The organism is Bacillus sp. DB-2 (genome assembly GCF_003315125.1).
GTDB classification, from domain to species: domain Bacteria; phylum Bacillota; class Bacilli; order Bacillales; family Bacillaceae_G; genus Bacillus_A; species Bacillus_A mycoides.
Window position 1 is genome coordinate 127,212 of sequence record NZ_QNRN01000011.1, and the last position, 20,283, is coordinate 147,494.

19 protein-coding genes are annotated in these 20,283 nt (G+C 35.7%); 9 read left to right on the forward strand and 10 right to left on the reverse strand.

Translation table 11 applies throughout. The annotated features are described in order from the left end of the window. Nucleotides 1-191: 191 nt before the first annotated feature. Nucleotides 192-683: a nitroreductase gene (locus DET63_RS19395; RefSeq protein ID WP_113937548.1), complete on the reverse strand. Its 492-nt coding sequence runs from the start codon at nt 681-683 to the stop codon at nt 192-194. Nucleotides 684-944: 261 nt separating this feature from the next. On the opposite strand from DET63_RS19395, the gene DET63_RS19400 reads away from it, so the two are divergent. From DET63_RS19400 to DET63_RS19415, 4 genes are all read left to right on the forward strand, one after another. Continuing rightward, nucleotides 945-1,325: a VOC family protein gene (locus tag DET63_RS19400; RefSeq protein ID WP_002142261.1), complete on the forward strand. Its 381-nt coding sequence runs from the start codon at nt 945-947 to the stop codon at nt 1,323-1,325. 52 nt (nt 1,326-1,377) lie between these two features. Then, the gene (locus DET63_RS19405) at nt 1,378-1,863 is read left to right on the forward strand and encodes a GNAT family N-acetyltransferase (protein ID WP_113937549.1); all 486 of its coding nucleotides are present in this window, start codon (nt 1,378-1,380) and stop codon (nt 1,861-1,863) included. A 217-nt stretch (nt 1,864-2,080) separates the two neighbouring features. Then, the gene (locus tag DET63_RS19410) at nt 2,081-3,418 is read left to right on the forward strand and encodes an FAD-binding oxidoreductase (RefSeq protein WP_113937550.1); all 1,338 of its coding nucleotides are present in this window, start codon (nt 2,081-2,083) and stop codon (nt 3,416-3,418) included. A 207-nt stretch (nt 3,419-3,625) separates the two neighbouring features. Continuing rightward, on the forward strand, nt 3,626-4,462 hold the full coding sequence (locus DET63_RS19415) for a COG4705 family protein (protein ID WP_113937551.1): 837 nt from the start codon (nt 3,626-3,628) through the stop codon (nt 4,460-4,462). Between the two features lie 321 nt (nt 4,463-4,783). Here DET63_RS19415 and DET63_RS19425 read toward each other — a convergent pair whose 3' ends face one another. The 4 genes from DET63_RS19425 to DET63_RS19440 form a co-directional block, all read right to left on the reverse strand. Beyond that, the gene (locus DET63_RS19425; RefSeq protein ID WP_113937552.1) at nt 4,784-6,334 is read right to left on the reverse strand and encodes an MFS transporter; all 1,551 of its coding nucleotides are present in this window, start codon (nt 6,332-6,334) and stop codon (nt 4,784-4,786) included. A gap of 11 nt (nt 6,335-6,345) precedes the next feature. Beyond that, nucleotides 6,346-6,930, reverse strand: a complete 585-nt coding sequence (locus tag DET63_RS19430; RefSeq protein WP_113937553.1) for a TetR/AcrR family transcriptional regulator — start codon at nt 6,928-6,930, stop codon at nt 6,346-6,348. A gap of 103 nt (nt 6,931-7,033) precedes the next feature. Further along, nucleotides 7,034-8,032 carry a hypothetical protein gene (locus DET63_RS19435; protein ID WP_088039612.1) on the reverse strand — a complete coding sequence of 333 codons (999 nt, stop codon included), beginning with the start codon at nt 8,030-8,032 and terminating at the stop codon, nt 7,034-7,036. Then, on the reverse strand, nt 8,022-8,600 hold the full coding sequence (locus tag DET63_RS19440; RefSeq protein WP_088039613.1) for a sigma-70 family RNA polymerase sigma factor: 579 nt from the start codon (nt 8,598-8,600) through the stop codon (nt 8,022-8,024). Before DET63_RS19440 ends, DET63_RS19435 begins: the two co-directional genes overlap by 11 nt. 130 nt (nt 8,601-8,730) lie before the next feature. Here DET63_RS19440 and DET63_RS19445 point away from each other — a divergent pair, with 130 nt between their 5' ends. Then, nucleotides 8,731-9,213 carry a hypothetical protein gene (locus DET63_RS19445; RefSeq protein WP_113937554.1) on the forward strand — a complete coding sequence of 161 codons (483 nt, stop codon included), beginning with the start codon at nt 8,731-8,733 and terminating at the stop codon, nt 9,211-9,213. Between the two features lie 219 nt (nt 9,214-9,432). Continuing rightward, nucleotides 9,433-9,780, forward strand: a complete 348-nt coding sequence (locus tag DET63_RS19450) for a short-chain dehydrogenase (protein WP_113937555.1) — start codon at nt 9,433-9,435, stop codon at nt 9,778-9,780. Between the two features lie 280 nt (nt 9,781-10,060). Here DET63_RS19450 and DET63_RS19455 read toward each other — a convergent pair whose 3' ends face one another. Continuing rightward, entirely contained in the window at nt 10,061-11,107 is a 1,047-nt protein-coding gene (locus tag DET63_RS19455) for a DUF2332 domain-containing protein (protein ID WP_113937556.1), read from the reverse strand. 423 nt (nt 11,108-11,530) lie between these two features. On the opposite strand from DET63_RS19455, the gene DET63_RS19460 reads away from it, so the two are divergent. Continuing rightward, the gene (locus DET63_RS19460; protein ID WP_113937557.1) at nt 11,531-13,033 is read left to right on the forward strand and encodes a malate:quinone oxidoreductase; all 1,503 of its coding nucleotides are present in this window, start codon (nt 11,531-11,533) and stop codon (nt 13,031-13,033) included. Between the two features lie 63 nt (nt 13,034-13,096). Here the strand turns inward: DET63_RS19460 and lsrB are convergent, their stop codons facing one another. Genes lsrB through DET63_RS19480 form a run of 4 tightly spaced genes read right to left on the reverse strand, consistent with a single transcriptional unit; the run spans nt 13,097 to nt 17,590 of the window. Then, complete coding sequence (gene lsrB / locus DET63_RS19465) at nt 13,097-14,140, reverse strand: autoinducer 2 ABC transporter substrate-binding protein LsrB (RefSeq protein WP_113937558.1); 1,044 nt, start codon at nt 14,138-14,140, stop codon at nt 13,097-13,099. Then, nucleotides 14,137-15,135: an ABC transporter permease gene (locus tag DET63_RS19470; protein WP_113937559.1), complete on the reverse strand. Its 999-nt coding sequence runs from the start codon at nt 15,133-15,135 to the stop codon at nt 14,137-14,139. Before DET63_RS19470 ends, lsrB begins: the two co-directional genes overlap by 4 nt. After that, entirely contained in the window at nt 15,132-16,100 is a 969-nt protein-coding gene (locus DET63_RS19475; RefSeq protein ID WP_113937560.1) for an ABC transporter permease subunit, read from the reverse strand. Before DET63_RS19475 ends, DET63_RS19470 begins: the two co-directional genes overlap by 4 nt. After that, the gene (locus DET63_RS19480) at nt 16,097-17,590 is read right to left on the reverse strand and encodes a sugar ABC transporter ATP-binding protein (RefSeq protein ID WP_113937561.1); all 1,494 of its coding nucleotides are present in this window, start codon (nt 17,588-17,590) and stop codon (nt 16,097-16,099) included. Before DET63_RS19480 ends, DET63_RS19475 begins: the two co-directional genes overlap by 4 nt. 197 nt (nt 17,591-17,787) lie before the next feature. Here DET63_RS19480 and DET63_RS19485 point away from each other — a divergent pair, with 197 nt between their 5' ends. Further along, complete coding sequence (locus DET63_RS19485; protein ID WP_113937562.1) at nt 17,788-18,720, forward strand: sugar-binding transcriptional regulator; 933 nt, start codon at nt 17,788-17,790, stop codon at nt 18,718-18,720. Continuing rightward, nucleotides 18,720-20,282, forward strand: a complete 1,563-nt coding sequence (gene lsrK, locus DET63_RS19490; protein ID WP_113937563.1) for an autoinducer-2 kinase — start codon at nt 18,720-18,722, stop codon at nt 20,280-20,282. The genes DET63_RS19485 and lsrK overlap by 1 nt, the downstream gene beginning before the upstream one ends. Nucleotide 20,283: the final 1 nt, after the last annotated feature.

A 20,283-nucleotide genomic window follows, 5' to 3' on the forward strand; every position in this document is an offset into this window, starting at 1 on the left:
ATTCTATGAAATCCTTCCATAAAATTAGGGAATTCCACAGAGTATCAAAACATTTGTAACAATATATTAATACCACTTAATATATTGTTTTTAAAACTTCCTACTCCAATATTATCAAATTTTCATTTCTAATTCTATACATTATAAATCTCCTTATCTTCTATAAACTCTTCATGACCTTCTACTTCACACTAGATAGTTGTCGCAATTCCTGCCAAAAATAAACTTACAATTGCTAAAAATGGCGTTCCAGCTATTGCACCTCTTAAGTGAAACTTATAGTCTTTATATCCTTTCATTCCCTCAGTACTAGGAATAACAACAAACCGCGGAGTAATCCAGCAAAATATAAGCCAATCGATTATTAATAAATCTACTAAATTGAAAATCATTACAATCCCAAAAGTATGTAAATAGGCTTCAATATACAATAATTCCCCATGGTGATGTAGTATATATGTAGAAACTAAAGGCGTTCCGAAGAGAATAATATTGTAAATAATTCCGAAATAAAATGTTTGTTTTTTCTCATTTATCGATTTTGGCAAAACTACTTTTTGAATATCTTTCGGATAATCATTTAACCAAAGGCGAGGATTATAATATGTAGACCCTAATATCATAATAGACAGTATAAAAGACATGGAAATACCGACAATCACCATTTGTTCAAATTGCCCCACAAATGTCCCTCCTTATTTGAAATTTTGACGTACGTAATTCACTTAATTAGACATTGTATGCATGTTATGACTTAAAAATCATCTAATACCATTAATAAAATTTTTTCATTACAATCCGCTTTTTCCTAACGTCCATTCTTATTTCTTGCAATATGCATGCAAATTTAATAAAGTGAACATCTAATTAGTGTTGTTGAATTTCGCTAATTATTACAGAGTACATATTTTCAAATTTACATAAAGATAGGATTAGTGAAACGAATGAAAATCGAACATATAGCACTTTGGGTAAATGATTTAGAATTAATGCGTACTTTCTATACAAAGTACTTTAATGGTAAAGCAAACTCTTTATATCATAACGAAGCAAAGCAATTTGAATCTTATTTTATTACGTTCGAATCTGGAGCAAGGCTTGAACTTATGCGTAAAAAAGGTATAGAAAATGAGCCTAACCTTAATATTACTGGTTATGCACATATGGCATTCTCAGTTGGAAGTGAAGAACGTGTAAATGAACTAACAAAAACGTTAAAAGAAGCTGGTTCTCCTTTATTAAATGGACCACGTTTCACTGGAGATGGCTATTACGAAAGTGTAATTAGTGATCCGGAAGGCAATCAAATAGAGATCACTATTTAACTATCGTTTATCTTTTCTGAAGAACAAATAAAAATTCGTTTGGAGGAACCCTATGCATAAACTGCATTTCAAAAAATTTGAAGCAACAGATTTTAGTCCATATTTCCAGCTCGTATCAAATGAAAGAGTGATGGCACAAATTACAGAGCGTGCTATTCCGCTAGAAGAGGCACAAAACGACTATGAAAAATTGTTAAGGCGCAATGAAAAGCATAAACTGTTTGGGTCTTATAAAGTTTATGACAGTGCAACAAATGAATTTATCGGCCTTGGACATGTAACAGTGAATGAAGATAATGTAAAAGAAGCTGAAATTGGGTATATGATTTTGCCAGAGCACTGGGGAAAAAGATATGGTAGTTATATTGCAAGAGAATTAATTGAAATAGCGAAGCAGACAGATGTAAACGTACTAAAGGCAATTATCGATCCAAATAATATCCCCTCTCGAAAAATATTAATAAACGTTGGTTTTACATCAGATGTAGTTTGTGAGATTGATGGATTACCTGGGGAAATTTTAAGTATATATATTTAACTTTATTAAGGCAATGCTGCATTTGAGATACATGTAGTGTTGCCTTTTATTTATTATCTCGATTCCCCGATAGGCCCGAAAATCCCATTCTAGGAATAATCCCCCTCACTCATTCATCTACTTATAACGTATAGTCAGTTCTATTTTTCTATTTGATTTTACACCTGACGACTAACATTTTAGCTATTTTATTATGTGACAAGGAGAGAAGACTTAAATGAGTAATCAAAATATTGAACTTACAGGACGTATCGTAACTCCCGGAAATCCAGAATATAATTCCGCTAGAGAGGAATTCAACACATTTTTCAACAAATTCCCATTAATCATTGTCTTTGCTCAAAATACACAGGATGTAGTAAATGCAGTTCGCTGGTCGAGACAGCATAACGTACCTATGCGCATGCGCTCTGGTCGTCATAATTACGAAGGGTTATCCGTTAACAATGCTGGAATTGTAATTGATGTAAGTGAAATGAAGCAATTAGAAATAGATCATAATGGTGGGACTGTTACAATCGGAACTGGATGGAGAAACCTTTCTTTAACTGAAACGCTCGCAGCTGAAGGGTTAGTTGTGCCAAGCGGCGTTTGTCCTACTCCTGGTATTGCAGGTGTGACATTAGGCGGTGGACATAGTATACTCTCCCGTCCATGGGGATTAACTCTTGATCATTTAATTGAGCTAGAGATGGTTGACGCGAACGGTTGTATTATACGAGCCAACGCTAATCATAATTCGGATCTCTACTGGGCATATCGAGGTGCGGGTGGTGGTAACTTTGGAATATGTACTTCCTTCAAGTTTCGAACACATAAAATTAATACAGTGGGATTTGCGGAAATAAGCTGGGACTTAAAAGATTTAAAATCTGTACTAAATTCTTGGCAAGAATACACTCTTCCTTGCGCTGATAAGCGATTTACAAGCACCCTCTTCATGTCTTCAGGGGTGGAACCATCGTTATTGATGCAAGGAGTATTCCTAGGTTCAGTTCAGGAATTGCAAGCACTTCTGCAGCCATTATTACAAGCTGGTTCACCGTTAACAGTAACTATAGAAGAAATACCTTGGGTAGAAGCTGCAACACGAATTGCTGCAACACAACCTATAGCGCCTTTACCATTTAAAAGTGTAGGTCCATATTTGTATGCACTATTGCCTGAAGAAGCACTCACGATCATCGAGCACTTTATAAACAATTCACCGCAGCATGCAACAACCTCTCTATTTTTCCATGGCTTAGGCGGAGCCGTAGCAGACGTATCGAACGATTCTACAGCATATTTTTACCGAAAAGCACTTTCGAACATGTCAATCTTCTCCACTTGGGATCAAGAAGAAGGTGCTGCCGCAAGCATTCGATGGACCGAAGATTTCCGATTAGCAATGTTACCATACACAAAAGGCGTTTACGTTAATACACCTGACCTTTCCATTAAAGATTGGCCAGATGCTTACTATAGCTGTAACTTTGACCGGTTAATGGAAGTAAAGGCTAAATATGACCCAAAAAACATTTTCAACTTCCCGCAAAGTATTCCGCCCTTTTAATAGTCGATACTGAAATTTATAGTTTATATTTCTAGCAAAAAAAGAACGATTTTCCCCATAAAAATTATGGGAAGAATCGTTCTTTTTCTATGCTGGATGTATTTCATTTCTTTTTTTAATGTTCTTTTCATCCTAATTTCATCTGAATCTCATTCTTATTAGTTACACTCAGTTTATACATAAATAACTAGTAAGGAGGAATCATATATGAAAAATTATGAGACGGACCAAAATAAGAATAGAGATAATATCCCTCTTCCTGATGAAGTCACTTCTGTTTCATCACGAGGTTGGCAAATGCTGAGCAAAGTTCCAGAAGTCACGATTTTCTTCTGGATTATCAAAATCATGGCAACTACAGTGGGCGAAACAGGCGCGGACTTCTTAAATACAAACTTGAACTTCGGCTTGACTAAAACGACCTTTGTTATGAGTGCTCTCTTGTTTATAACACTGTTCTTCCAGTTCAGGTTGAAGAAGTATGTTCCCTCGGTTTACTGGCTCACTGTTTTGCTAATTAGTGTTGTTGGTACGCTAGTCACCGACAATCTTACGGACAACTTCGGGGTCGCTTTAGAGACTACAACCATCGTTTTCACCCTTTTGCTACTGGCAACTTTTGCTGCTTGGTATGTGAGTGAGAAGACACTGTCCATTCACTCTATTTACACAACAAAACGTGAAGTATTCTACTGGTTGGCTATCCTATTCACCTTCGCATTAGGTACTGCAGCTGGTGATCTCGTAGCAGAAAGTCTCAACTTAGGTTACTGGATTTCAGCGCTCATATTTGCCGCATTAATTGGGGCTGTAACCGTCGCTTACTATCGCTTCAAATTAAATGCAGTGTTGGCCTTTTGGATCGCTTATATTTTAACTCGTCCTTTCGGCGCCTCTTTTGGAGATTATTTATCACAGCCTCACGATGCCGGTGGTCTTGGTCTTGGTACGGTAGGAACAAGCGTAATCTTCCTCGCAATAATATTGAGCTTAGTTATTTATTTGACTAAGACGAAAAAAGACGCGAGCCCGATCCTAAATTAATATATATTTTGTCTAAACCTTAAAATAGGTGACATGATTTCCTAATCGTTAGTACAAATTTAAAAAGGCAATACTACTGGTCGTATTGCCTTTTTATAAAACAAATCTACTCCATCCGGAAAAAATACTTCTAGAGCTTTTTATATGTTTGTGTTGGATGATTCTTCCCTAATACTGTCTGAAGTCTCTATGATTTTTTTGTGTTTACTTATATAATCCCTCCTGCGGACACCATACTTTTGTAACCATAGTAACAGTAAAAATATTTAACTAGGTGTACATTCGTAAATTTGTTTACATAATAATATTATGTAAACAAAACTAACCTTTTAACGAAATTGTACCTTTTTTCCTACTAACATACATACTAACTACATTACTAATGAGCGCTAAAGTAAAAATAACTGCACCCATTAAAAATGTTTTATTAAAACTATATACAATTCCTTGTTTATGTTGCTGCTTCATCTGTTCGTATAACTTGTTAGCCTCTTCAGACTTTAATATGCTGTATTTCTTTTTATCAATTCCTTTCATCGCTTGCAACACCTGTTCTCTTTCTATAGTTGTTACATTACTTTTTTCAATCACAGTCATTACTTCTTTATTTACTTTTTCTTTTTCAACTAACAATTGATGATTCAAAAACATGACCAGTATTGCTACCCCTACAATACTTCCGACCGTTCTAGAGATATTACATACGCTTGAAGCAACACCTGTTTTCTCCGCCGGCACACTTAAAACCGCAGTTGTTGTATATGGTGCTAATGTGCACCCTGTTCCAATTCCAACGATCACTAATCGCCATATATAATCCCATGTAGTAAAGTTTGAATCTATATGACTAAATAAATACGAGGCTATAATAAAAGCAATCATCCCTATACTACCTATTAATAAACTACCTCGTTTCGCCGCAATTGGTGTTACTAACCCTGTAACAATCATTGAAACAATTGCTAAAGTACTAATAATTAAGCCTGACTGTAGCTCAGACATACTTTCTACTTGAACGAAATAAAAAGCAAGTATAAATAGAAAGTTCATTAATCCCATACCAACGAAAAATAAGGAAAGATTTGAAATTGAAAACTCTTTATATGAAAACAACTTTAAAGGTAACATCGGATTATTACTTTTCTTTTCGATAATGAAAAATAATATAAAACTTATTAATGAGAGCATAAAAAGAAGAATTAAGCTTAACGTGCTTAATTGATTTGTATTTACTTGTATAAGTGCATATACAAGTAAGCATAGTGCAGATGCAGAAGTAATCATACCCGCCCAATCTATTTTAGAACTTGCAGTATGATCATACGATTCTTTAATACAAAGAATCACGAAGATTAAAGATAATATACCTACTGGGACATTTATAAAAAACACCCAGCTCCAATTCAATTTATCAGTTAAAACACCACCTAGTGAAGGCCCAATTGCCGCTGCTAACCCTCCGAAAGCCCCCATAATACCGCCTATCATACCTTGTTTCTCTTTCGGTACTAACTTTAGACCAAGAGGCATAGCAACTGGTACGATAACCGCTGCTGAGATTCCTTGTATTATCCTAAAGGCTATTAATGTATGAAAAGAAGTGGCAATACCACACATTAGTGAACTAATAGAAAACCCTAATAAACCGATAATATACAGCTTCTTGCGACCAAACTGGTCCGCAAGACGTGCTGCAATTAATAAACACGATACAAAGGCAACGTTATAACTATTAGCAATCCAAGAAATGGTGTCAATTGACGTATGAAATGTCTTTGTCATTTCTGGTAATGCGATATTCACAATGTTTGAATCTAAAATTGCCATAAAAAACCCTGCAATTAAAGCAATTAATGCAAATGTATTCCTCAATTCCCCTACCCCTATTCGTTTTCTTTATTTGAAATCCCATTCATAAATAAATTTACACATGTCCCTATATACTCTTCTAACTGAATTTCTTCTTCCGCTATACTAACATTCATAATGTATAAAAACAGTTGTCCATAAAACATATTCGCTATTAAACGATAGTTACATGAAGCAATATGCCCCTTCTCTCCAAGTTGTTTTAAATAGGTTTCTAAATGATCTACTAAATGTGAATTCAACTCATGCAGTAACGTTTTCATTTCACTATTTTGTCTTGATTCTATTAACGCAGCCCAAATATAATTTAGCTTCGGCAAATTGATTTGAATATATGTTTCTGCCACTTTCGTAAGGTCCTTTTGTAAATCACCAGTAAATTGCTCTTCTATTTCCTCTAACAAAGCCACTGGTGTCGTGCGTAAAATAATACTTTCTCTAAATAGGTTCTCCTTATTTTTAAAATTACGGAATATCGTTAATTCGCTTACCCCAGCTTTTTCTGCCACTTCACGAATTGTTGTCGCTGTATACCCCTTCTCACCGAATAATAAAGTAGCAGCCTCCATAACTTTCTCTCGCGCTGTTAATTTCCCCATTTTTATTCCTCCATCCAATATGTAAGTAAGTGATTACTAACATATTATCATAAAAGAAAAATGAAAGTAACTAGTTACTTTCATTTTTCTGAAATTTCATTATCTATTCAACAACCGAAAGTAAAATTTTCTCCAGTTCTTTTTTAGATAACATACTATCGTTTATATACACTTGATATGCATTTTCCCCTTCTTTTGCAGGTACAACCATTTTCATAGCCCGTACATGTGACACTTTATACTCTCCAAATGTAACATCATACCCATTTAGTTTATATTTCTTTATATCTCCAGAAAAATTAGGTCCTCTTTCAGAGGGTTTATCAAATGGCCTGTCAATAAAATAATCTTTATATTCTCCCTCAATGATTTCAAAAAGATGAATTGTAAAACCTAATTCTGCATCTGAAGTATGTGGCTGTTTTTTTACATTACGATTTTCATATCTCATCGTAATAAGCGGCATAGGTTTTCCTAATGTCGCTTCGGCTTTTACCTCTTCAAATACTAGTTGATGTCCAACTGGAATATATGTAGGATGCTTAATCGGAAAACCAGTTATTTTTTCAGCTTGTTCAAAAGTATAGGTAAAATGCTGATTTATTCTATCTTCATATGTATTTAATTGTTCCATTACCTCTTTATCTCTTTTTTCTTCATCAGCATTTAGACGATCGGTAGCTGTATATTGTCTTTTTCCATTCTCTACGACACTTACTTTCTTATAAAAATGGTACGATTCCTGTAATAAAGCAACATACTTTTCAAAGTCCTCTTCTGTAAATATACTTTTAGCAATTTCTATACGTTCCATTACCCCATTATAACCATCCTCAGTCATTCCCATATCTTGCCTTGCTTCTTCTGGTGTCCCAACAATTTTATCCATTAATGTTGTACCCGCAAAAGTACCGGTTGGTATAAGAACAGCCGCAGCTATAAAGCCAAATAATAACTTTTTCTTCATAGAAGTTTTTCCTTTATTTTTCATTTGTTGATATTTATGAAAAGAAGTTTGTACTTTATTTTCTAGATTAGCAGTTGGTTCGATTGATCCCGCTTTTCTTTTCAATTCATTCGTTATATATTTTTCAAAATCCATTTACTTCTCCCTCCCTTATGTCTGGCATATGCTCCATTTCTGTCCTTAATCGTTTTAACGCTGTATGTAATCGAGATTTCACTGTGCCAACAGGGATTTGAAGAAGCACTGCAATTTCATCTAAGCTATATTCATGGAAATAACGCATAATAACGACTTCACGATGCTTATACGATAATTTTTGTACAACTTCTGCTAATTCATTACGTGTTTCTTTATGTAAAATGCCCTCATCCATTATATAAGACCTGTCTTGCTCATACATTTTCTTCTTTTCAAAGATTCGAAATCGCCGCCACGATTTACGACGCCAATCTTGCACTTGTTTTACAACGATACCATGTAACCAAAAACGAAATGAACGGTTCATATCATAATTCGTTACTGACTTCCACATTTTGATGTACACTTCATTAACTATATCGTCTACATCTTGGTGTTGATTCCCTAATAAAAATACTACTGTTCTATAAATATCTTTACAGGTGTATTCATAAATAACTTGAAAGGCTTCTTGGTCTCCGGACTCCATTTTATATAGCCATTCTTTAAATTCTACTTCATCCAAAATTACGTTCCCCTCTCATGATCTTTCACACTATATTCGTCCGTTTCACACAAAAGGTTCATTTTACACAAAAATTTATTTATTACAATAAAAATATAATATATATTTTACAGAAAGGAGGATTCGTATAATGAACAAAGAAGACAAAATTTATGCTGAAAAGGTATTAAAACAACTCTTTATAGGAGCGAAAGTTGATGGGGTTCAATTTGGTATTTCTTCAGCAACTATAAAGATTCTTTTTACAGATTTTGAAGCCACCGTTGATTATGACGGGCAATTATATGTCAACATCGAATCAAAATGGTGTTTATTTCATACTCCACCTGAAAAATATCCATCTAATGAGGGTGAATTTGACGATTATACTGAGGAAGAAGAATATAAAAGAATATTTGAAATGAGAAGAAAAAAAGTTACAGACATACAACTAGGTAAGGCAACTCCGCATTTAATTATTACATTTGAAAATGGGCAAATCATGTTTGTAAATGGTTTTCATGACTATTATGAATGCTGGCAAGCTGGGGTCCAATTTGAGGATTGGCTTGTAGTTGCTGCACCTGGAAATGAAATCGCTACTTGGACTCCTGATGAGTTCAAAAATAAATAAAAAGTTGATTTTCGTGAAGAAGCATCGAAGATAGTTTACAAATTAGCATAACAATATACATTATCATCATTTAAATTAGCAGGTTAATTTCTAAGTTCTTTTAGTGAAAAAGAAAGGTTTTCGTCAATTCATGTTACCCTCTATATAAAGAATACAATGATTTAAACGTAAACGAATATCTCCTTATTAAAATTATATACCTGTGAAAGGATGATAAAGATGCCTTGTGTTCATGATTTTGGAATAATTGATGATTTCAATCATCAAAAAAATTACAATGAGTATACCCCAGAGAAATATCATTGTGTTTCTATTGATGATGATATTATCAGTAGTTTTAATCAACATTTATCAATCATGAAAACGTACTTTCATACATTCAAGAACCCAGAATATGGTTTAGCTTATTGGGGTATCACAATTATTCCACCTGAGTCGTTATCAATATTTTATGAAGCAGTTACCTCTTCAAGGTACTTTAAAGATTCTGTTGAACTTACTGAACTGGCTTCAAAAATTGTACAAGCAACAGCAGAGCAAAAATACATGATACATTATGGAGTATAAATGTATTTCTAAGTTTCGTTTACTGTATTTTTCTTGTACGAATATTTATTACAATGTGACTGTTAAACGAGTGATTAAATTTAAAAGAATTACATAATGATTCAAAAAATGCTTTGGATTTCTCCCAAGCATTTTTGTGTGCTACTTATATTTTTATTCCTGTAACCATTTATACCGTGATTTAGCTTTTTTCTCCATGTTGTTCGAACTACTCAAGATTCTTCCCTCATCTTATTGATTTGAAATATACATGATAAAGCCCATGACCAGTAGAGTTACCTTAGCATAATGTCTTATCCCCAAGCCCCCAACTAAACCATTTTCCATGCCCTTCCGTTTCCCCAACCGTTTCACAATATTCGTTTCCATTAATATAATAATCAATATGAAGGTCCCGGTCCCACATGTTGTTATATAGGTGGAATACATCACGTTTTGCACCAATTTCTTTAATTTGTTTTTCTAGCGTATGTTTTACATTTTCAGGTATTTGATTTGCGACGTGTGTATGGAAAATGCAGATTACAGCATCTTCCCTTATTTGATTCGCAATGGCTGGAAGAAGTGCTACACCGTCCCCTTCAATTAATTGTACTGATTTTTCTTTTACAAGCGTTGCTGCTTGATCGAATAGTTCAAGTCTTTCTTTATGTTCTGGCCAAATAAGCGCGCGTAACCATAAATAATCTTCTTCATCATTTAAATTATTCACATGTAAATCTAGTCCGATTCTTTCTACGACAGGTGGACTTTGTTTTAGCAGATTCGGCATATTCTCCCCTCTTATTTCAGAGGTTAAATGAACATTCGATTGTGTATTTCCATACACTTCTTCCGTTCCATATGAATAACGATATTGATCCCAAAATAGTTGTAATCCCGCACTTGTACCAATTTCTATTAACGCCAATGGTTTGTTCACTTTATTAAATATGTAACAGAAACTTGGATATAAATAGGCACATCGTCTTACTTCATTCGTTTGAACAAGTTTCGTTTGTAATAAAGAGATAATTTCTTCTCGATATACATGGCAAAAATCTTTAAATTGGTAAAAGGCATTTTCAAAATTTATATCAGCATTTTCAACTAAACTTTGATAATAGTTTTTTAAACTGTGCTCTTTTCCTTTTAACAATAAATAATGGACTGCACCTAATAATAAGTTTGGGACTGGTTGACCAGGTTGTGCGTAGGAAGCTAACGTAAGAACTTCCTCATCTTCAGAAATTTTTATTGATAAATATTCGTATAAGTCACTAGATCCTTTACATTCATTCACAGAAAAGTTTCGAAATAAGTTTGCGACTTGTTCTTTTGTAAGCATTGGTATCCCTCCTTAATTATTTTCAGAATAATCTTATCATTTATTTGTTATTTTTTTCAAATAAGATGTAATAAAAACATATTTTTACAAATTTCCAAAGATTAAAACTTAAAAATAAAAGTATTAGTAAGTTTTTTTGAGATAACATCAAACTGGAATTCTTCTCCAAATTCCGCTTTACTACAATGCTTTTTACCCTTATGGCAGAAGAATTCTACAAAATAAAGCGTTAAATAGTTTAAAATTATCAGATAACACTAGATATTTTAGTCTATTAATTATTATAATAGAGTATGAGATGGTTATATAATTGAGACAAAAAAGGTAAATACCTAGGTGGGGCCTAGGCGGTGTTTTCTTTTTACGGCTTAGATATAAAAACACCTACTCTTTTTTGCCAATATAGGGGATGGAGAGATTATCATGAGCAACATGCAGCAAAAAACAGACGTTATCTTAATTGGCGCTGGAATTATGAGCGCAACGTTAGGATCATTACTTAAAGAATTGGCACCTGAATGGGAAATTAAAGTATTTGAAAAACTCACAAATGCCGGAGAAGAAAGTTCTAACGAATGGAATAATGCTGGTACAGGACATTCTGCGCTATGTGAGCTTAACTATACATCCGAAAAATCTGACGGGTCTATAGATATTGGTAAAGCTGTAAAAGTAAATGAGCAATTTCAACTCTCAAGACAATTTTGGGCGTATCTTGTTAAGAAAAACTTAATTCGTAATCCACAAGATTTTATTATGCCACTACCTCATATGAGTTTGGTGCAAGGGGAAAAAAATGTAGAGTTTCTAAAAAACCGTTTTGAAGCGCTTTCAAAAAACGCTCTATTCCAAGGAATGGAATTTTCTGATGCTCCTGACACATTAAAAAAATGGCTTCCACTCATTATGGAAGGCCGTAACTCTAATGAACCAATGGCTGCAACGAAAATTGACTCTGGAACAGATGTTAACTTCGGTGCGTTAACGCGCATGTTATTTGATTACTTAAAAACTAAAAATGTTGAGCTAAACTACAAACATAGTGTTGAAAATATTAAACGCACGAAGAATGGTTTGTGGGAAGTAAAAGTTCACGATATGAATAGTGGCAAAATCGAACATCATACTGCGAAATTCGTCTTTATCGGAGGCGGTGGTGGTAGTCTACCTCTACTTCAAAAGACTGGTATTCCTGAGTCAAAACATATTGGAGGATTCCCAGTAAGTGGACTATTTATGGTATGTAAAAACCCAAAAGTTGTAGAGCAGCATCATGCAAAAGTATACGGAAAAGCTAAAGTTGGTGCTCCGCCAATGTCTGTACCTCACCTTGATACGAGATATATAGACAACAAAAAAGCTTTACTGTTTGGACCATTTGCAGGCTTCTCACCTAAATTCTTAAAAACTGGCTCAAACCTTGATTTAATTGGTTCTGTAAAACCGAATAACGTCTTAACGATGTTAGCAGCCGGTGTAAAAGAAATGGGATTAACAAAATACTTAATCCAACAAGTTATGTTATCACACGAAAAGCGTATGGAAGAATTACGTGAGTTTATTCCGAACGCTAAAAGTGAAGATTGGGATACTGTCGTGGCTGGACAACGTGTGCAAGTAATTAAAGATACTGATGCAGGTGGGAAAGGAACACTTCAATTTGGTACAGAAGTTGTTAGTGCAAATGACGGATCAATCGCTGCGTTACTTGGCGCTTCTCCAGGTGCTTCTACTGCGGTTCACGTTATGCTTGAAGTATTAGAAAAATGCTTCCCAGAACGTATACTAGAATGGGAGCCAAAGATAAAAGAAATGGTCCCTTCTTACGGCGTGTCACTTACGGAAAATCCAAGACTGTTCCAAGAGCTTCACGCTTCAACAGGACGCACACTTGGGTTAAATGAAAAAGAAGCTGTTCACAATTAATGAATAGATTAAAAAAACGACATAATAAAAACGTCCGATATATTCGGACGTTTTTATTTTCTACTAGAAATTATACTTATCGATATTATCTTTCGTAAATACAACTCGTTCAGGTAATACGATAATACCATTTCCTTCTGCCTCATAGTCATACCCTTGAATAGAGTTCGGCTCTACTTTCACTTTTCCGATTCCATTTACTTCAAAGCTATCCCCGACTTTTAACTTCTTCCCTTTTACAACAATTTCATTTGCAACATACGTCGCGAGGGCACCTTGTTGTTTTACATCCCATAATCCAAATTGTTGTACTGTTCCTCGTTTTACATAATCACGCATAACGTTCGGCGTTGAAAACCCAGTTACGACTACTTTTTTATCCATTTTTAAGTTCTCAGCCGCTTGCGCCATTGCTGGGAGTGCTGTTGCATCTGGACAAATAACTGCGTTAATATCTGGATACGTTTTTAATATATTCTCCCCTACTGACAAAGACTTTTGTGCATTATTTTCACCGTACTGCGTCGTTACAATTTCCCAGTTCGGATATTTCTTTTTAATAATTTCTTTCGCTTTCGTTACCCATTGGTTTTGATCTGTTACTGTTGGGCTAGAATAAAAGAATGCTACTTTCCCTTTATCTCCAATTTGCTTGGAAGTCATCTCAATTAATAAGTTTGCAAGTTGGTCTGGTGTACCTTGGCTAATATAAAACGAACGGTCTTTCGGATTCACATCAGAATCCCACGTTAATACGGTCATCCCCTTTTTCTTTGCACGTTGTAATGATTGCGAGAGACCATCAACTGACGTAGATGAAACCATAATTGCATCGTAGTTTTGATTAATAAAATTGTTTATATATTTTACTTGCCCTGATACGCTCGCTTCAGAAGGTCCATCATATTTCACTTGTACACCTAACTTATCTCCCATCTCTTTTGCACCTTCACCGCCTGATGTAAAGAAGCCAACTCCCGTTAATTTCGGAATGAATGCAAATTTCACATCATCTGCTTTTTTCTTATCCGCTGTTTGGCTAGAACAAGCAATTAAACCGATTAAACAAATACACATAATAATAACAATCCCCAGTTTTCTCTTCATGACATTTCCCCCTTATGCAAATTCCTTCTTTTCCCCGCAGTGAATCGTTGTAATTTGAAACGTCTCATAATAACAGAAACAATAAGGATAATACCTATTACTACATTAGATTGTTCATTCGTTAAGCCCGTCATTTGCAAACCGTACTGCATAAGTCCTATAAAAATACTCGCTAGTACTGTCCCAATAATACTCCCTTTTCCGCCTGTAATAAGTGTGCCGCCTAATACAACTGCCGTAATTACTGGCAAAATCGTTTCACTTCCAATATCTGCACGAGCTGAACCGAAATACGCTGTTAAGAAAGCTCCTCCTAATCCACCTCCTAACCCAGAAAGTACGTAAGCAATAATCACTACTTTCTTCGTTCGAATGCCAGAATATCTCGCCGTACTTTCATTTGCGCCAGTTAATTTTGCGTGGCGACCATATGTTGTACGGTGAAACAATATCGTAAATACTATCGTTAAAATGACAAGGAGCCATAATAGATTAGGTATACCGATAAAACTACCATTTGCCATTTGCACATACGAATCTGGTAAACCACTTATTCCTTCATAGCCCGCTGCACCCGAACCACCTGAAATAACAAGGGCGATTCCTGCATATAAAAACATCGTTCCAAGTGTAACAACAAGAGGTTCTACATCTGTCATTTTTATAATAAGTCCATTTAATCCGCCCGCTATGCAACTTATTACGAGCGCAATGATAACGGCCAACAGTATAGGCATGCCATTCATCCAAAGTGCTCCGATAAGAATCGAAGTAAGCCCCATAATAGATCCTACTGATACATCAATTCCACCAGTTACAATGACAAATGTCATCGGAATAGCCGCGATTGAAATAATGAGGAAATCGTTCATACTAAAAAGGAGGTTACTAATGTTTAAGAAATCACTATTTATGAAACTAAAGAGAATGAGTTCTACGAGAAGCAATATGAGAAGAACCCCTTCCCATCTATACAAGCTACGTATTCCCCTCATAGATTCACCCTTCTTTCTTCTAGTTGCCGGAGTTTCTTCCATTTTTTTAAGACACTATCTAATATGATGATGAGTAAAAGTAAAAATCCTGAAATAGCACTATTCCAAAATGCAGGTATTTTTAAAAAGACGAGTGAACTGCTTATCACTTCTAAAAAAAATGCACCTAATGCCGCTCCAAATATAGAACCTGTTCCTCCTTTTAAATGTATACCACCTAAAACAGCAGCGGCGATAACTTGCAATTCTATCCCTGTACCTGTTTGATTTGGAACGAATCCAATATTCATTACGAATATACATCCAGCGAGCCCAGCGCTTATGCCTGATATGATAAACGCGTATATTTTCACTTTATCTACATGTATTCCAATAAGCCTTGCACCATCTTCATTATCACCGACCGCATAAAAATATCTTCCAATTTGTACTTTCATTAAAAAGAAATATAGTAGTAGTAATATGATAAGAACGGTCCATACCGTTACCGGAATGCCTAACATCATAATAGAAGAAATTTGTTTATACTCATTCGGAATATCTTCAATCCACTTTCCGCCCGTGAATAGTAACATTGCACCTCTAATAATACCGAGCATTCCTAATGTCATAATGATAGCTGGCACTCGAAATTTCGTAACGCCAATTCCGTTTACCATACCAATAAGAGCACCAAGTATAATTGCCGCAAATATTGAAATAAAGGCACTGTATCCATCTGTTAACAACATCCCGCAAACCGCAGCGCTTAATCCCATAATAGATCCTACTGATACATCTATATTTTTCGTAAACAATACGAAAGATTGACCAATTGCCAAAACAACTAAAATAACGCTTGATTTCATAATTAAAGATAAAGAGCTAAACTGAACAAAACTAGGATTCATCACTCCAACGAAGGCTATGTAAAGAAGTAATAAAATAATAATAGACGTCTCATGCATTTTAAATAAACGGTTCACTCGGTTACACCTCCATTTCCTCCGTACGCAAGGCGTGTAACTTCATCAATACAAATTTCCTTCTTCTCCAAATGAGAGACGAATGCTCCGTTTCTCATCACATAAACACGATTCGCTAATTGAGCGATTTCTTCCATATCTGAAGAAATTAATATGAGCGCAAGTCCCTTTCTCTTCAAACTTTGTATCGTTTCGTATACTTCTAATCTTGCTTTCGCATCAATACCACGGGTCGGTTCATCAAGAATAATCACTTTCGGATTACATGCAAGATATTTCGCTAGCACGACCTTCTGTTGGTTCCCACCTGATAAAGACGTCATTTTCTCATTCATATGAGGGACAACAATTCTAAACTGTTTTATATACAATTCGGATAAAGCGCTTTCTTTTTTGTTATTTAAAAAGAAGCTACTCATACTGTTTAAAGATGCGGATGTTATATTTTCCTTAACAGACGCAATTGAAAAAATACCATTCCCTGCTCGATCCTCCGGTACATACACCATACCTTCCTTTATTCGCTTATGTACCGAATACTTTGTAATGGATTTCCCATCTAATAAAACAGAACCTGATTTCAAAGGCTTTAATCCACATAACGATTCAGCTAGTTCAGTCCTACCTGATCCAACGATCCCAGCAATCCCAACAACTTCTCCAGCGTGTACAGTAAATGATACATTTTGAAACGCATAGCTTGACGCATTCGTGACATCTAATATTATTTCCGAAGGCTCTATTTCTTTATGTGCAATTTCTTTCTCCTCCTCAAGTCTATAACCTTTCGGCAATAACCCCTCCATTAGCAAGTCATATGTATAACTCGATACATTTCCCTGACTAACAATCATACCATCACGCAAAATCGCTACTTTATTTGCAATTTCAAAGATTTCTGGAAAACGATGCGTAATATATATCATTCCAATTCCTTTTTCTCTTAAACTTTTTATCAATACAAAAAGACTCTTAATTTCGTGAGTTGTTAATGTCGATGTTGGCTCATCTAAAATAAGAATCTCAGCTTCCCTTATTAATCCTCTCAATATTTCTACTAATTGTTGCTGGGCAATGGATAACGATAACCCTAGCTCATGAAGTTGAATGTTCCACCCTAATTCCTCTAGCAACTTATTAATTTTATTTCGCAGTTCTTTCTTGTTCGCTTTCATTCCGATACAAATGTTCTCTTCAATTGTCATATGAGGAAAGATGAGCGGCTCTTGTGGTATTAAGTAAATACCATGTTGATGCGCCTCTGCTGTGTTTGAAAACTGTTTTACTTCCCCTTTCACAAACATCTCACCTGAATCGTATGAATGCAAACCCGTTAATATTTTCATTAATGTTGATTTCCCGGCACCATTTCCACCGACTAAAGCATATACGTCTCCACGCTCTAATTGTAGATTGACTTCTTTTAATACCAGTTGATTTGCAAATGATTTACTCATCCTTGTAACTTGTAATAAGGGCACGTTCTCCACATGATGTCACCTGCCTTTATGCAGAACATTTTTTGAGAAAATGATTTTTTGTTCTACTTGTTTTGTAGCATTGTATATTTCTTTTTTCATATCTAGAACACTTTTTTCACTGGACTATTTATCGCTTCAACTGGAATAAACAAAATAACGAGCACATATGTTTAAGCAGTGGTCAATTGTTGAAAGGGATGAAGAGCATGTCACAGCTGAACTTTGAAGACAATTTGTTAACAAAAGTAGCTTGGTACTATTATAAAGATCAATTAACCCAGCAAGAAATTGCTTCACTTCTTCACATTTCACGCAATAAAGTCGTTCGGTTGTTAGATAAAGCACGGACGGAAGGTGTCGTCACCTTTCACGTAAAAGGTACTGGTTTGCACTGTTTAAGTATTGAACGTGGCCTTATGAAAAAGTTCCATCTAAAAGATGCTTTCGTTATTCCAACGCCAACAGAAGATTATGCATCTTCACTCGGAAAAGCTGCCGCACAATATTTAGAAACTCACCTGCAACAAGGCAATTTACTCGGCATTGGCTGGGGAGAGACGATCAGTAACATGTTAGAAAACATCCACTTTGAAAGTTCTATGAATCTTTCAATCGTTACTCTTACAGGCGGTGTTAACCACTATATTCCGAGAAAACAAAACTATTTGAACTACATGCAAGGAGATCTTCACATTATCCCTACCCCTTTTCTAGCATCCACAACCCAAATGGCACAAAGTATTCTATCAGAACCGAGCGTGAAAGATATGCTTCACGTCGCTTCACTTGCTCATACAGCAGTAGTCGGCATTGGAGGTTTATCTCAAGATGCTACAATTGTAAAAGAAGAAAAATTAACGCTACATGAAATGACATATATACGTAGTCAGAACGGAGCCGGAGATATTTTAGGTCAATTTTATAATACTGATGGAAAACAATTAGAGCTTCCCCATCATAACCGTCTTATCGGCACACCACTCTCTGTTCTTCAAAGTATGAAACATGTCGTTGGTGTAGCTGGCAGCACTGAAAAGTTAGACGCAATTTTCGGCGCCTTAAAAGGAAAATTCATTCATACATTAATTACCGATGAAGAAACTGCTCTCTCCTTATTAAGAAAGGAAGGTGACTCTTAATGTCTACTCTATTAGCTTACGATGCTGGTACAGGAAGTATTCGAGCAGTCCTTTTTGATTTACAAGGAAATCAGCTTGCAGTCAGTCAAAAAGAATGGATTCATAAATCCGATAGTCGTTATCCCGGTTCTATGAATTTTGATGTAAAAGAAAATTGGCAGCTCGTCCAAGAATGTACAAAGGATATGCTGCAAAAAAGTAATACGTCCCCCTATTCTATTAAAGGCATAAGTGCAACGAGCATGCGCGAAGGCTTTGTTTTATACGATAAAAACGGGCAAGAAATATGGGCTTGTGCAAATGTTGATGGCCGCGCATCAGCGGAAGTTAGTGAACTAAAACAAATACGTTCCGAAATTGAAGAAGATTTATATAGAAAATCCGGTCAAACTTTTTCGTTAGGTGCTTTACCTCGCTTACTTTGGATTAAAAAACATGAACCAGACGTGTACAAAAACATTCATTCCTTTACGATGTTAAACGATTGGATTTTATATAAATTGTGCGGCGTACTGCAAATTGATTCTTCAAATGGATGTACGTCCGGTATATTCGATTTACAAAATAGAGCTTGGGATAACTCCATCGCTGAGCAATGCGGTCTTACTCTAGCCTTTTCTCCAAAAGTAAATGAAGCTGGTACAACTATTGGGAATGTCACAAAACGAAGTGCTGAATTAACAGGATTACATGAAGGAACTCCTGTCGTTGCTGGCGGCGGAGATGCACAAATGGCATCACTCGGAACTGGAGTTGTTAAGCAAAATCAAACATTAATATGCGGGGGTAGCTTTTGGCAGCAAGAAGTTAACATTACTGAACCAATAACGGATCCGCATGCTGCGATTCGCGTAAATTGCCATGTCGTTCCTAAACTTTGGCAATATGAAACGATCGCCTTTTTCCCAGGCCTCGTTATGCGCTGGTTTCGAGATGCTTTTTGCCAAGAAGAAAAGAAACTCGCTGAAAAACTCGGTGTAGATGCATATGAATTGTTAGAAGAACAAGCGAAAGACGTACCTGTCGGCTCACATGGCATTATCCCTACTTTCTCAAACGTCATGAACTATATCTCTTGGCGTCATGCCGCACCTTCTTTTTTAAATTTAAGCTTAGATGCTGACAAATGTGGGAAGAGAGAAATGTTCCGCGCTATTGAAGAAAATGCCGCCTTCGTTACACTTGGAAACTTAAAACGAATTGAAAATCTCACAGGTACATTCCCTTCTGAAGTTGTTTTTGCTGGCGGTGGTGCTAAAGGAAAACTATGGCCTCAAATTCTATCAGACGTACTCGGCATTCCTGTAAAAGTACCCGTTGTGAAAGAAGCAGCTGCTTTAGGAACTGCAATTGCTGCTGGTGTTGGCGCTGGAATATATTCATCTATGGAAGAGACTGCCAAACAGTTTGTACAGTGGGAAAACACATTCGAGCCAGTCACTGAAAATCATGAACTCTATAAGGAGTTCTATGAAACATGGAAAACCGTATATGACAGTCAGCTCGCTTTAGCCGATAAAGGGCTCACCTCACATATGTGGATTGCGCCAGGTGCGCTGTAAC